The organism is Pollutimonas bauzanensis (assembly GCF_040393045.1).
Taxonomy (GTDB): Bacteria; Pseudomonadota; Gammaproteobacteria; order Burkholderiales; family Burkholderiaceae_B; genus Pollutimonas; species Pollutimonas bauzanensis_A.
Genome location: NZ_JBEBUX010000123.1, coordinates 1 through 12008 on the forward strand (window position 1 = coordinate 1; position 12008 = coordinate 12008).

A 12008-nucleotide genomic window follows, 5' to 3' on the forward strand; every position below is an offset into this window, starting at 1 on the left:
GACACACCCGCCTTTCTCAAGAACGAAAAACCGCCCCCAGCACGTCCGCACAGTAACGCGACCTTGCCGCCGATGCAGGCTCGACGCCCGCGAATTCGGCCTCTTGGCGCGCTTGCGCTGCCGTGAGTTCTGTAAACACCTTGGTTAAAAATACGCTAACGGCTACTGCATACCGGGCAAGCCGGATCACGCTTGAACCGCACAGTGTTCCATTGCATGGACAAAGCGTCCAGGCACAGCATACGCCCCACCAAGGGCTCACCCATGCCCGTCAGCACCTTGATGGCCTCGGCCGCCTGCATGCTGCCTACAATCCCCACCAGGGGCGCCAGCACCCCGGTAGTCGCGCAGCGCAGCTCTTCAACGTCGTCGGCTTCCGGGAATAGACAGTGATAACAAGGTGCGTCGTCAATACGCATATCGAAAACGCTGACCTGGCCGGCGAAGCGTATGGCTGCGCCCGACACCAATGGCTTGCGGTGCGCAACGCAAGCGCGGTTGACCGCGTGGCGCGTAGCGAAATTGTCGCAGCAATCGAGCACCAGATCAGCCAACGCCACCTGTTCGGCCAGTGCCTCGTCGTCAAGACGGCGAACCAGCGCCTGCACCTGCGTTTCAGGGTTCAACTGCGCCAGCATCAGTTTGCCTGACTCGGCCTTGGCCCAGCCTATACGGTCGGTGGTATGCAGGATTTGACGCTGCAAATTACCCAGCTCGACCTCGTCGTCGTCGGCCAGGACAATGTGCCCGACCCCTGAAGACGCCAGGTAAAAGGCGGCCGGCGAGCCCAGCCCGCCAGCACCGACAATAAGCACCCTGGCCGCCAGCAAGCGCTCCTGCGCTTCGATGCCGAATTCGTCCAGCAAGATATGCCGGGCATATCGCAGCAGTTGCAGGTCGTCCATTACTGAGCCTTGATCAGGCCTTCAGGCGTTATCCGGAAACGCTCGATTTTGGAGTTACTTGGGTTTATCGGACTTTTTTTTTCCGTTGCTGGCGTTTTACCATTAGGTTGCGCTGCCGAAGCGGCGGCCTTATCAGCCTTTACCACTTGACTGGGATCGGACTTTTTCACCGGCCGGCCTTCCAGCAAATTGATAGCCTGCTTCAGCTGATAATCGTCAGCGCCGCCAAATTCGAACATTTTCGGTTCGACCTCTTCTGCCTCGCTATCTTTGCCGGTGGCGGCTTCTTCAGCCTCGGCCGCGTTGACCAGATGCCGCTGCAAATCGACTTCGCGCGGCAGGCGGAACAGATTGCCCTGGGCGGTATCGTCTACGGCAATATCGGGATCGACACCGGTGACCTGGATAGAGCGGCCCGAAGGCGTGTAGTAGCGCGCGGTAGTCAGCTTGATGCCGGTGTCTTCGCTAAGCGGCAATACGCTTTGCACGGAACCCTTGCCGAAAGTGCGGTTGCCCAGGACCTTGGCCCGCTTGTGGTCTTGCAAGGCGCCGGCCACAATTTCCGAAGCCGAGGCAGAGCCCACGTTGACCAGCACCACCATCGGAACCGTTTTGCTCCAGCCGGCCAGGTTGGACAGGTAATCGGATGAACCGCTACCCCCGTTCAGGTAGCCGCGCATGTAGTCGCCGGGCTTGGCAAAGTATTCGCGATTAGAGGATGGCACCCGACCTTTGGTCGAAACCACCAGCACATCAGGCTTGAGGAATGCCGAGGACACGCCGATGGCGCTGTCCAGCAGGCCACCCGGGTCGTTGCGCAAATCAAGGATGAGCGCCTTGGGAGGCGCTTTGGCGCCCAGCGCATTGAGCTGCGTTACCAAATCGGACGCCGTGCGCTCCTGGAACTGGGCAATGCGCACATAGGCGATATTGTTGTCCAGCATTTTGCTGCGCACGCTGCGCACCTTGATCAGGTCACGCACAATGTTGACAACCAGCGGCTTGTCGCGGCCCTGACGAGCAATGGTCAGCACGATGGGCGTTTTAGGTTCGCCGCGCATCAGCTTGATGGCGTCGTTCAGCGACATCCCTTTGGTGGGCTTGCCATCGATATGCGTAATTAAGTCGCCGGCCAGTATGCCCGCACGCGCAGCCGGGGTGTCTTCAATAGGCGCGATGACCTTGGGCATGCCATCTTCGCTGCCGATTTCTATACCCAGCCCGCCGAAGCCACCTTGCGTGATGGCTTCCATTTCCTTGAAGGCCTCGGCATCCAGGTAGGTGGAGTGGGGGTCGAGTTCGCTGAACATGCCCTTGATCGCATCATTGATCAGTTGCTCGTCGCCCACGGGCTCTACGTAGCTGCCTTTGATGGCAGCGAAGACGTTGGCGAACTGCTGCAGCTCTTTAAGAGGCAAGGGTTCGCCGCGCTGCGCTGCCGCTGTGATGCCCAGGCTTATTAATACGCCGCCCAGTGCGCCTGCAACCACCAAACCAAAACCGCCAAACCTGCGAGTGCTCATGCACATTCCTGAAATTGAATTCAAAGTAACCAATACGCCGAAGGCGTCAGGCAAATAGTACCGAATTTACTGCCTTAACCAAAGCAGAGGATTCACGGGAGTACCCTGATGCCGGATTTCAAAGTATAGGCCCGGGTCCACCTGCCCCCCCGTTGCGCCCACACTGGCAATCGTATCGCCAGTATCGACGATATCGCCCACTCGCTTCAATAGGCTTTGATTATAGGCATACACACTAAGGTATTTGGCCCCATGGTCGACAATAATGATATTGCCAAATCCGCTAAGCCAACTGGCATAGACCACTCGGCCCGGCGCAATGGCATGCACTCTGGTGCCTTCGGGCGAACGCAGCACTATGCCGCGCCATATCCCGCCCTCGGGACGTTCGGCGCCAAAACGCCCCAATACATCCCCGCGTACCGGATAAGGCATACCCTTTTTCAAACCTGTGAAGCCACCGGCGGGCGCCAGGCGTACCTGTTCGGCGCCTTTAGCCGGAGCGGCGTCAGCAACCTGGGCAGGCGGTTCCGGCTTGGGCGGACGAGCCGCGGCCTCTTCAGCGGCTCGCGCCTGCGCTCGGGCGGCTTCAACCTGCAAGCGGGCTTTTTCCGCCTCTTTCGCGTCTTGCTGGCGGCGCGCCTGATCTTGTGCCGCACGCGCTGCCTGCTCGGCCTTCTGTGCTGCCAGGCGCTCGCGTTCCAGCGCACGACGCCGCTCCAGTTCGGCCAACCGAGCCTGTTCGGCTTTGCGCGCTGCCTCGGCCTTGCGTTTTTCTTCCGCGATCCGCGCCTCTTCAAGCTGTTTGGCAATCGCCTTTTCGAGCCCCGTGACTAAGTCGCCCAGGCGCTCGTCGTTGCGCTCAAGTCGCTGGGCCTGCTTGCGCTGCTCGTTTAACAAACTATCGATGCGCGCGAGAACCTGCTGGCGCTCAGCCTTTTGTTCTTGTAACGATGCTTTTTGTTCGCCGGTTTCCTTGGCAAGCTGAATCAATTCTTTCTTGTTGGCTTCGGAACGAGCCTGCAACGCCGCCAGCTTGTCCAGCGCCGTGCGAACGCCACGCACCGCGTCGGCTTGCGCTTGCGAGATGTAACCCAGGTAGCTCAGGTCGCGGCCTATCTTTTGAGGGTCGTCGCCTGACAGCAATGCCGTCCAGGGCGACAGGCCGCTGGCATATTGGGCGCGCAACTGGTCGCCCAATTCTTTCTGGCGCTGGGCGAGCTGGCTTTTTTGCTCGGCGATTTGCGCGTCCAGCGTTTTAAGCTCGCGCTCGGTCTTGCTCTGGCGCGCAGCAAGCTCGGCCAGTTCCAGGTTAATCGACGAAATAGCCGATTCGGATGCCTTCAAGTCGTTGGCCGCGTCGCGGCGCGAGGACTCTTGGCTGTCTATTTCCTTTTGCAGGTCCTGGATGCGGCCACGTAATTCAGCCTGCTGCTTTTTCGCCTCGGCCTGCCTTTGGGCAAGCGTGGACTCGGCTCCCCAAGCCAGACTTGCCGACAAGGCCAGTACTACACCGCCGAGCGCACGCCGCATGCTATGCCTTTTTTGCCTTGCCTTGACTGGCGACGGCAGCCATCGCCGCTTCGATTTCCGCCGGATCGCCAAGATAATAATGGCGTATCGGACGCAGATCGTCGTCAAGTTCGTATACCAGCGGCTGGCCCGTGGGGATGTTCATGTGAACAATGTCCTCGTCGGAAATGCCGTCCAGGTGCTTGATCAGGGCACGCAGGCTGTTGCCATGGGCCGAAATCAATACACGGCGCCCAGCACGTATGGCAGGCGCAATCGACTCATTCCAGAATGGCAGAACGCGCTCGACCGTATCAGCCAGGCATTCGGTAGCGGGCAGTTTATCGGCGGCGATCTTGGCATAGCGCCGGTCGAAACGGGGATGGCGATCATCGTCCAAGCTCAGGGGTTCGGGCGCAATCGCGTAAGCGCGGCGCCATATCAGCACTTGCTCGTCGCCATACTTCTGGGCGGTCTCGGCTTTATTCAGACCCTGCAGCGCCCCGTAGTGGCGTTCGTTCAAGCGCCAGCTAAGACCGATAGGCGTGTACATCGCATCCATCGCGTCCAGCGCGATCCATAGCGTGCGAATGGCGCGCGTCAAGACCGATGAGTAAGCCAGGTCGAACTCAAAGCCCTTTTGCTTTAACAGTTCGCCAGCCATCCGGGCCTGCTCGCGTCCGGTATCCGTCAGGTCAACGTCAGTCCAGCCGGTGAAACGGTTTTCAAGGTTCCACTGGCTTTCGCCGTGGCGCATCAGAACAAGTTTATGCATGATAAAAAAACGCCTAAAAGTTGAAATTCGCGGTCCATTTTATAATCGTATGATTCAGCTCTTTTTCCAAGGGCCTATTCGGGATATATCGTGGACTTTTTTCTAGATCAGAACAACCTCATTGTTGTGTTTGTCGCCATCGCTTCGGGCGTCATGTTGCTATTGCCCACCATCATAAAGGGCGGCGGCAAAACAGTCAGCGTGCAGCAAGCCGTGCAACTGGCCAACCAAAAACAAGGTATTTTCCTTGACGTGCGCAGCCCCGACTCCTTCAAGACCGGAAGCATACCCCAGGCACGCAACCTGCCGGTAGCCGACCTGGCAGCCAAAATGGCTTCCCTGCCTAAAAACAAGCCTATTATCGTTGTATGCGATCAAGGCCGCGAATCGGCACGCGTTGCCGGGTCTTTGCGCAAACAAGGCTACGATGAGGCAGTCAGTATGGCAGGTGGCCTTCAAGGTTGGGTCAAAGACGGCATGCCGCTGTCCAAAAAAACCTGATTATTCGTTTTTCGCTATTGAGGAAGCTTGATGCAAACCGTAACCATGTACAGTACAGGCGTGTGCCCGTATTGCGTTCGTGCCGAAATGCTGCTTAAACAGCGCGGCGTGACCGAAATCGAAAAAATTCGTATCGACCTTAGCCCGGAACAGCGCGCCATCATGATGGAACGCACAGGGCGGCGTACGGTACCGCAAATTTATATTGGCGACACCCATGTAGGCGGCTACGATGACCTGGCTGCGCTTGACCGCGCCGATGGCTTGATGCCGCTGCTGACGACCGCCTAAATCCACTACTTCACTTCACTCCCCCTTTTCCAGGAAACACCATGGCCGACCAGAACCAAAACAGCCAAGAAACACAAGATAGCCAAGATCCCAGCTTCAGCCTGCAGCGCACCTATGTCAAAGACTTGTCACTGGAAATGCCCAATGCGCCCCAGATTTTCCTGGAACAGGAAGGCCCTACAGTTGAAGTGTCCATCAACGTGGGCGGACAGCGTCTTGCCGAAACCGTGTACGAAGCCAGCGTGACCGCAACCGTCACCACGCGCATCGGCGACAAAGTGCTGTATCTGGTCGAAGCCACGCAAGCAGGCATTTTCGAAGCCGCCAATATTCCCGCCGAGCAACTCGATCCGCTCATCGGCATTGTGTGCCCCACCATGCTCTACCCTTACCTGCGCGCCAACATGGCCGATGCCATTACCCGCACATCGCTACCTCCCCTGCATCTGGCCGAAGTCAATTTCCAGGGCTTGTACGAACAACGCGTCGCCCAACTGTCGGAAGAGCAAAACAAGGAAGGCGATGCCGGCCTTATCCTGCCTCCCGGCATGACACGCCAGTAAAGGCTGCGCCGCATGAGTGCTGCTCCCCAACCTATCCGCGTAGCGGTGCTTGGTGCCGGAAGCTTTGGGACAGCGCTGGCGGCGTTGGCAAGCTCGCAGGCCGACACCCTGCTTTGGGCACGCGACCCGCAGGTTGCCCGCCAGCTTGACCAAGACCATGTCAATCCGCGGTATCTGCCCGATATCCGGCTGCCTGCCACATTACGTGCCACAGCCGATTTCCAGCAGGCCATGGCTCACGTATGTGCACCGGAAGCAGAACAGGGTCTTATCATCCTGGGCGTTCCGGTAGCGGGTCTGTCCGCCGTTTGTGCACAAATCGCAGCAGCATTGGCGCACGGCTGTAGTTCGCAACTCAGTATCGTGTGGACATGCAAAGGGTTCCACCACGAAACAGGCCAATTACCGCATCAAATAGTGCATACGGCACTGTCTGGGCGTCCTGATATCGGCCTGGGCGTGCTGTCGGGCCCTTCCTTCGCCCTTGAGATCGCTCAAGGGTTGCCTGCAGCCCTGACCCTTGCCACACGTAACGACTCGACCATACAGGCCGTCCTGACCGCGTTGCATGGCACCAATGCGCGCATCTACACCAGCTCGGACGTCATTGGCGTGGAAGTCGCCGGCGCCTTGAAAAACATTATGGCCATCGCCTGCGGAATTTCCGATGGCCTGGGGCTAGGCACCAATGCCCGCGCCGCGCTCATTACCCGTGGGCTGGCCGAAATGCAGCGCCTGGGGTTAGCTCTGGGCGGGCAGGCAGAAACTTTTGTAGGGCTCGCAGGCCTGGGCGATCTGGTGCTGACGGCAACCGGCGCCCTGTCGCGCAACCGGCAAGTCGGACTATCCATAGGCCAAGGCCAGACCCCGGCCAGCATCCTGGGCGGCGGCGTCACGGCGGAAGGCGTACGCTGTGCGCGTGCAGCCCTCGATCTGGGCCGCAAGCATGATGTGGAATTACCGATTACCGAAGCCGTCTGCAGTGTGCTATTCGATGGAATGGCGCCAAGCGAAGCCGTGTCCAGCCTGCTATCGCGCGAAGCGCGCGCCGAAGCCCATTAGCGGATAGCCGCTGGACTCTTTCCGATATTTATTACTCAGGCATCCCCATGAATCGTTTTTCATCCCTGCGCCGCCAACTGCATCTATCCATTCTCGGCCTGGCCGCCGTCGGCGCGATATCGCTTGCACCCGTGGCCCATGGCGACACGTGGCCAAACCGGCCAATACAACTGGTTGTGCCGTTTCCGGCGGGCTCATCGCCCGACACGCTGGCGCGCGCGATTGCAGAGCCCCTGGCCAAAGAGCTGGGGCAACCGATCGTGGTGGAAAACAAGGCTGGCGCAGGTGGCAACATTGGCACCCGCTATGCCAGCAAGGCCAAGCCCGACGGCTATACCCTGCTGCTGACGATTAACGGCCCCATGGTTACTGCACCGGCCCTATACAAGAAGACACTGGGTTACGACCCCGTGACGGATCTGGACCCCATCAGTCTGGTAGGCACCAGCCCCAACGTTTTGGTAGTGCCCCAGAACTCGCCCGCCAAAAGTCTGAAGGAATTTGTGCAACTGGCAAAGGACCAGCCCGGTGCGTTGAATTATGGCTCCGTGGGGCCAGGCAGCTCTTCGCACTTGGCAATGGCCATGCTTGAAGACCAGGCAGGCATTACCTTGCAACAAATCCCTTACTCCGGATTCCCGCAAATCATTACGTCCATTATTGCTGGCGACATTCAGGCAGGTTTTATGGTGCCAGGTGTAGCCATGCCGCAAGTCAACGCTGGTAAAGTACGCGTGCTGGGGATTACCAGCCTGGAAGACAGCGATGTCTTGCCAGGCATGCCCACCATGGCATCGCAAGGCTACCCTGGATTCGAGTCCATTTCATGGGATGCGATTTTTGTGCCGGCAGGTACGCCGGCTGACATTGCTCAGCGCTTAAATACAGCAATTACCGGCATATTGGATTTGCCCGACGTTAAGCAAAAAATGGCGTCGCTGTACTTTACTCCCGCCCCCTCTTCGCCCGCTGAACTGGCCGCCATGGTCAAGGCGGAACGGGTCAAGCTGGAAGCCATCATCAACCGGTTGAATCTATCGCTGGACTGATGTGAGCAAAGCGCGGCTTATTCTGTAAATACGTCGTCCAGTGTTTGCGCATCCAGGATATTCAACGACCAGGTTTCCAGTTGGTTAGGCGTGGCCGTTTGTATGCGCTGCTGCAAGGCTTCAGATAAGGGGCCGAATTTGCGGGTAAGCAAGCGCTGTAGCAGGCCGGCCTCACCTTCTTGCCTGCCTTCTTGCCGCCCTTCCATCTTCCACTGGTGCGTCCAGGAACGTGTGTTTTCTGCCAGCATGTCGTCGAACTCCTGTAGGCTATGTACTGTGGGGGTGGGCTGGCCGTCCAGGGCGCGCGGCAGCAGCACATGGGTAGCCCAGTCCAGAAAAGCACGGCGCACTTCGTCGTAGCATGGGTCCTGGGTGCACTTTCCGATAGTTTGCATCAATTGGCGCACATCCTCAACACCTTGGCTGTGTTCCAGGCGAAACAAGAGCGTGGCCAGATTGCCCTCGGGCAGGTTGGCCGTCCGCAGCATCCGGCCTTCGTCCAGCACAATGTAGCGGATGTCCGGCTGCAAATGTCGCAACGGCAGACTGGTATCGATATTATCAATCAGGCGAGTCGCCGCATTCCAGGGCGTGACGCCGCTGTATAGCACCACGGGCAACACGGAAGGATAACGTTCGCCGGGTGGTATCAGATTTTGCTTAAGCATACTTTGATACAGCAAACCGGTGTAGATCAACATCCGTAAGGCCATGTGGGTATCGATGCCGGACTGGTGTTCCAGCAAGAGCAGAATGTACAGGTCTTCGCCATCCCGGCGCGGAATCCGCCAAACGCAATCGCTTTGACGCCGCCGCAAGCCTTTGCCAATGTAACTGGTTGGCAGTGCCTGCGCAGCGCACCAGTCCAGGTCGTTGGCGCCAGGCAGGCCAGGACCATAGTCGGTGCAGGACTGGAGGATACCGTCGAAGAGGCATCGCACCATGTGCGGGCTGCTAAATAGCTGCCGGTAGCTCGCGTCGTGTTGGCTCATGCCGCATCCTACGTATTGTGCAAAAGCACTTACTGTAGGACGGGCCATGCAAGCACGGGCGCAAAGTGAAGGGAAATAGCGTAGCGGAAAAATACGCTGATGGCGCCTTACACGCTGCCAGCGTACCCCGCCTGACGCCACGCCTCGTATACGGTAACGGCGACAGCGTTAGACAAATTCAGGCTGCGCTGTTGCGGCATCATGGGTAAGCGCAGGCGCTGCTCGGGTGGGAAGAAATCCATTTGCTCCGGTGTCATGCCAGCGGTTTCGCGTCCGAAGACAAAAACATCGCCGGGCGCGAACGGCGTTTGGCCGATTAGCTGCGTGCCTTTGGTGGTCAAGGCGAACCGGCGCCGCGGATCCCCGCCTATGCTGTCGAAAGCCAGCGCCAGGCTGTCGTGCACTTGCATGTTGGCCCATTCGTGATAGTCCAGCCCAGCCCGTTTAAGCCGGGTGTCGTCCAACTCAAAGCCAAGCGGGCGCACCAGATGCAGGTTGGCCCCTGTATTGGCTGCCAGGCGGATGACATTGCCGGTATTGGGAGGAATTTCCGGCGAGACTAAAACGATGTGAAACATGAGGTGCGTATTCCGTTGAATCTAAGGTATGCCAACCGCATTTTATGACCAATAGCCGTTACCGCTACCCGGGCTGCTGATCCGGCCTGGAAACATAAGGCGTACGGGCCAGGACCAGCCCGCAAACCGAAGCCGCCCCTGCCGCCTTGAGCACCTGCGCAATACTGTGCAAAGTGCTGCCCGTGGTCATCACATCATCCACCACAACAATAGCTGCGCCGTCTACGCGCATCGGGCAAGAGTACAGCGCCAGCGAGCTGCTGACGCGCTCGATGCGCCCAAGATGGGTTTGCCGCCTGCCTTCCTGCGCACGCAACAACAGGCCGGGCCTGCAAGCCATGCCGAGCTGCCGTGCCAGACAGCGGGCCACTTCTGCCGCAGGATTAAAGCCGCGTTCCCGTATCGATGCCCGACTGGCCGGCACGGGTACCAAAATGGCATCGTCCGGCAACGCCAGAGTCGCATGGCGCACCGCCTGGGCCAGCAAGCCCGCCAGCATGGCTGCGCTGGTAAAACGCCGCCCGGCTTTAAGGTAATGAATCAACAAGTCCCCGGGCGCCGCGTAGTCGAAGGCGGCAATAACGCGGTCGAAAGCAGGTAGACGCTGTACACAGTCGGGGCATTGCATAGCCGCGTCCAAGGCCAGGCAACACGCAAGGCAGCGCGGCCGGCCATCAAGCATGGAGCGCATCACCGCTGCATGACAAAAAACACATAGGCTGCCGCCTTTGGCCCTGCCCTGACATAGCACGCATGACGTTGGCACCAGGGCAATACCGGCCTGGCAGGCCAGGTAAAACCGGTGGCGCAAACCCACACGGGGATATCGCGCCGGTTCGCGCAAGACAGGCAGATCGGCCATAATGGTGTCCTCGATAAATGAAAGAGAGGGCTGGTTCAGCAACGCGGCGTATTGTTTCTAATCTAAGCACAGCCCCCTCGTCCACACCAGACCCTTAGTCCTTAAATGTCACAGCCACCTTCCCTGCGCATCAACTCTGCTCATGTCAGCTTGCAATTCGCCCGGCGCAGCCCGCTGGATGCGGGTCAGTTTCTATATGGCGAAATTGCGCAACGTATGCTGCAGCGCCTAAGCTACATACGAATTAATCCAGTAACCGTGCTGGATGCCGGTTGCGGCGCTGGCCACGCCCTGGAACCGCTGCGCGCCCGTTATCCCGAAATGGACTATAAAGGGCTGGATAGCTGCGCCCCGCTACTGGATGCCGCGCGCCAGCGCTACCTGGCCAAGCCGGGATTTTGGCAAAAGCTGCGTAACAAACCCACGCCGCCTGCCGAGTTCCTGAACGCCGACATGGCCAAATCGGGGCTACCCCCGGAAAGCCTGGATCTGGTGTGGTCCAACATGGCGCTGCACTGGCACCCCGAGCCTCACGAAGTATTAAGCGAATGGCGGCGGGTGCTAAAGCCTGGCGCCCTGGTAATGTTTTCTTGCCTGGGGCCGGGGTCGCTTGCCGAGTTGCGCCGCGCCATTACCGAGGCGAATCTGCAAACCACCACTCCCGCCTATGTCGATATGCACGATTTCGGCGATCTGCTGATCGAACGCGGCTTTTCCGACCCGGTCATGGATCAGGAAATTCTGACACTGACCTATCGCACGCCAGAAAAATTGCTGGAAGATATGCGCGCCCTGGGTGGCAATGCCAGCCTGGACCGCAAGCCGGGTTTGTCAGGCAAGCAGTGGCGGCAACGGCTGCTGGATGCGCTGGAAAACCAGCGCCAGCTTGACGGCACCATACACCTGACGCTGGAAGTCGCTTACGGCCACGCGTGGCGGTCTGCCAGCATGCGCAATATGTTCGGCGAAACCCGGATATCTGTGGGTTCCATCGGCAGGGCCGGCACCAAAGCCCCGCCCCCCGCCATCAAACCGCGCAAGACGGACGAATAAATCAACAGTTGCTACTGCGTATTGGCCGCAAACGCCGTCAGGCGCAAGGATCCGGCCAATACCTTCAACCCCAGCTTAAAACGTCCAACTGGCCCGCGCCTGAACACCGTGGTCTTGTGTGCGCCCGGCGATCTGGCCGGTATAACTGAGGCTGATGCGGCTGGCAGCGCTGGCTGCCCAATCGATGCCTAGCTCGGCCACCATGGCATTTTTGGCCAACGGCGTACCTACCACCGTATAAGCGCTTCCCGTCGCAAACCGTAAATTACGCGAAGCGTCCACATCGCCGAACGCGTGGCGCCATCCCAGCCCGGCGGTCGCCTGCAAGCTGCCATGCTTGCC

The 12008-nt window shown here is 59.0% G+C and carries 14 protein-coding genes; 6 read left to right on the forward strand and 8 right to left on the reverse strand.

The window, feature by feature from the left end; genetic code table 11:
- Nucleotides 1-155 precede the first annotated feature (155 nt).
- The 4 genes from ABWO67_RS15980 to gpmA form a co-directional block, all read right to left on the reverse strand.
- Nucleotides 156-905: a HesA/MoeB/ThiF family protein gene (locus tag ABWO67_RS15980; RefSeq protein ID WP_353153287.1), complete on the reverse strand. Its 750-nt coding sequence runs from the start codon at nt 903-905 to the stop codon at nt 156-158.
- Entirely contained in the window at nt 905-2428 is a 1524-nt protein-coding gene (locus ABWO67_RS15985; protein ID WP_353153289.1) for a S41 family peptidase, read from the reverse strand. The genes ABWO67_RS15980 and ABWO67_RS15985 overlap by 1 nt, the downstream gene beginning before the upstream one ends.
- Before the next feature lie 66 nt (nt 2429-2494).
- Nucleotides 2495-3961 carry a murein hydrolase activator EnvC family protein gene (locus tag ABWO67_RS15990; protein WP_353153291.1) on the reverse strand — a complete coding sequence of 489 codons (1467 nt, stop codon included), beginning with the start codon at nt 3959-3961 and terminating at the stop codon, nt 2495-2497.
- Nucleotide 3962: 1 nt separating this feature from the next.
- A complete protein-coding gene (gene gpmA / locus ABWO67_RS15995) occupies nt 3963-4715 on the reverse strand; it encodes a 2,3-diphosphoglycerate-dependent phosphoglycerate mutase (protein ID WP_353153293.1) in 753 nt (250 codons plus the stop codon).
- Between the two features lie 90 nt (nt 4716-4805).
- Here gpmA and ABWO67_RS16000 point away from each other — a divergent pair, with 90 nt between their 5' ends.
- Genes ABWO67_RS16000 through ABWO67_RS16020 form a run of 5 tightly spaced genes read left to right on the forward strand, consistent with a single transcriptional unit; the run spans nt 4806 to nt 8181 of the window.
- A complete protein-coding gene (locus ABWO67_RS16000; protein ID WP_353153295.1) occupies nt 4806-5216 on the forward strand; it encodes a rhodanese-like domain-containing protein in 411 nt (136 codons plus the stop codon).
- A 30-nt stretch (nt 5217-5246) separates the two neighbouring features.
- The gene (gene grxC / locus ABWO67_RS16005) at nt 5247-5507 is read left to right on the forward strand and encodes a glutaredoxin 3 (RefSeq protein WP_353153297.1); all 261 of its coding nucleotides are present in this window, start codon (nt 5247-5249) and stop codon (nt 5505-5507) included.
- Between the two features lie 41 nt (nt 5508-5548).
- Nucleotides 5549-6070 (forward strand): protein-export chaperone SecB, encoded by a 522-nt coding sequence (gene secB / locus ABWO67_RS16010; protein ID WP_353153299.1) that lies wholly within the window; start codon nt 5549-5551, stop codon nt 6068-6070.
- Nucleotides 6071-6082: 12 nt separating this feature from the next.
- The gene (locus ABWO67_RS16015) at nt 6083-7132 is read left to right on the forward strand and encodes an NAD(P)H-dependent glycerol-3-phosphate dehydrogenase (protein WP_353153301.1); all 1050 of its coding nucleotides are present in this window, start codon (nt 6083-6085) and stop codon (nt 7130-7132) included.
- Nucleotides 7133-7179: 47 nt separating this feature from the next.
- The gene (locus ABWO67_RS16020) at nt 7180-8181 is read left to right on the forward strand and encodes a Bug family tripartite tricarboxylate transporter substrate binding protein (RefSeq protein WP_353153303.1); all 1002 of its coding nucleotides are present in this window, start codon (nt 7180-7182) and stop codon (nt 8179-8181) included.
- 17 nt (nt 8182-8198) lie between these two features.
- On the opposite strand, the gene ABWO67_RS16025 is transcribed toward ABWO67_RS16020, so the two are convergent.
- The 3 genes from ABWO67_RS16025 to ABWO67_RS16035 all read right to left on the reverse strand — a co-directional run bounded on the left by ABWO67_RS16025 (nt 8199) and on the right by ABWO67_RS16035 (nt 10613).
- Entirely contained in the window at nt 8199-9173 is a 975-nt protein-coding gene (locus ABWO67_RS16025; protein WP_353153305.1) for an Rpn family recombination-promoting nuclease/putative transposase, read from the reverse strand.
- 107 nt (nt 9174-9280) lie between these two features.
- Complete coding sequence (locus ABWO67_RS16030) at nt 9281-9751, reverse strand: tRNA (cytidine(34)-2'-O)-methyltransferase (RefSeq protein ID WP_353153307.1); 471 nt, start codon at nt 9749-9751, stop codon at nt 9281-9283.
- A 64-nt stretch (nt 9752-9815) separates the two neighbouring features.
- Complete coding sequence (locus ABWO67_RS16035) at nt 9816-10613, reverse strand: ComF family protein (RefSeq protein ID WP_353153309.1); 798 nt, start codon at nt 10611-10613, stop codon at nt 9816-9818.
- Nucleotides 10614-10718: 105 nt separating this feature from the next.
- On the opposite strand from ABWO67_RS16035, the gene ABWO67_RS16040 reads away from it, so the two are divergent.
- On the forward strand, nt 10719-11666 hold the full coding sequence (locus ABWO67_RS16040) for a methyltransferase domain-containing protein (RefSeq protein WP_353153311.1): 948 nt from the start codon (nt 10719-10721) through the stop codon (nt 11664-11666).
- 75 nt (nt 11667-11741) lie between these two features.
- Here ABWO67_RS16040 and ABWO67_RS16045 read toward each other — a convergent pair.
- A partial coding sequence (locus tag ABWO67_RS16045) for an autotransporter domain-containing protein (protein WP_353153313.1) occupies nt 11742-12008 on the reverse strand: 267 nt, incomplete at its 5' end.

What these genes read in the sequence shown, in the direction of transcription:
- ABWO67_RS16025 (WP_353153305.1), bottom strand. Translation starts at nt 9,173, where the DNA reads ATGAGCCAACACGACGCGAGCTACCGGCAGCTATTTAGCAGCCCGCAC.
- secB (WP_353153299.1), top strand. Translation starts at nt 5,549, where the DNA reads ATGGCCGACCAGAACCAAAACAGCCAAGAAACACAAGATAGCCAAGAT.
- ABWO67_RS15985 (WP_353153289.1), bottom strand. Translation starts at nt 2,428, where the DNA reads ATGAGCACTCGCAGGTTTGGCGGTTTTGGTTTGGTGGTTGCAGGCGCA.
- ABWO67_RS15980 (WP_353153287.1), bottom strand. Translation starts at nt 905, where the DNA reads ATGGACGACCTGCAACTGCTGCGATATGCCCGGCATATCTTGCTGGAC.
- ABWO67_RS16020 (WP_353153303.1), top strand. Translation starts at nt 7,180, where the DNA reads ATGAATCGTTTTTCATCCCTGCGCCGCCAACTGCATCTATCCATTCTC.
- ABWO67_RS16035 (WP_353153309.1), bottom strand. Translation starts at nt 10,613, where the DNA reads ATGGCCGATCTGCCTGTCTTGCGCGAACCGGCGCGATATCCCCGTGTG.
- ABWO67_RS15990 (WP_353153291.1), bottom strand. Translation starts at nt 3,961, where the DNA reads ATGCGGCGTGCGCTCGGCGGTGTAGTACTGGCCTTGTCGGCAAGTCTG.
- gpmA (WP_353153293.1), bottom strand. Translation starts at nt 4,715, where the DNA reads ATGCATAAACTTGTTCTGATGCGCCACGGCGAAAGCCAGTGGAACCTT.
- ABWO67_RS16030 (WP_353153307.1), bottom strand. Translation starts at nt 9,751, where the DNA reads ATGTTTCACATCGTTTTAGTCTCGCCGGAAATTCCTCCCAATACCGGC.
- ABWO67_RS16040 (WP_353153311.1), top strand. Translation starts at nt 10,719, where the DNA reads ATGTCACAGCCACCTTCCCTGCGCATCAACTCTGCTCATGTCAGCTTG.
- ABWO67_RS16015 (WP_353153301.1), top strand. Translation starts at nt 6,083, where the DNA reads ATGAGTGCTGCTCCCCAACCTATCCGCGTAGCGGTGCTTGGTGCCGGA.
- grxC (WP_353153297.1), top strand. Translation starts at nt 5,247, where the DNA reads ATGCAAACCGTAACCATGTACAGTACAGGCGTGTGCCCGTATTGCGTT.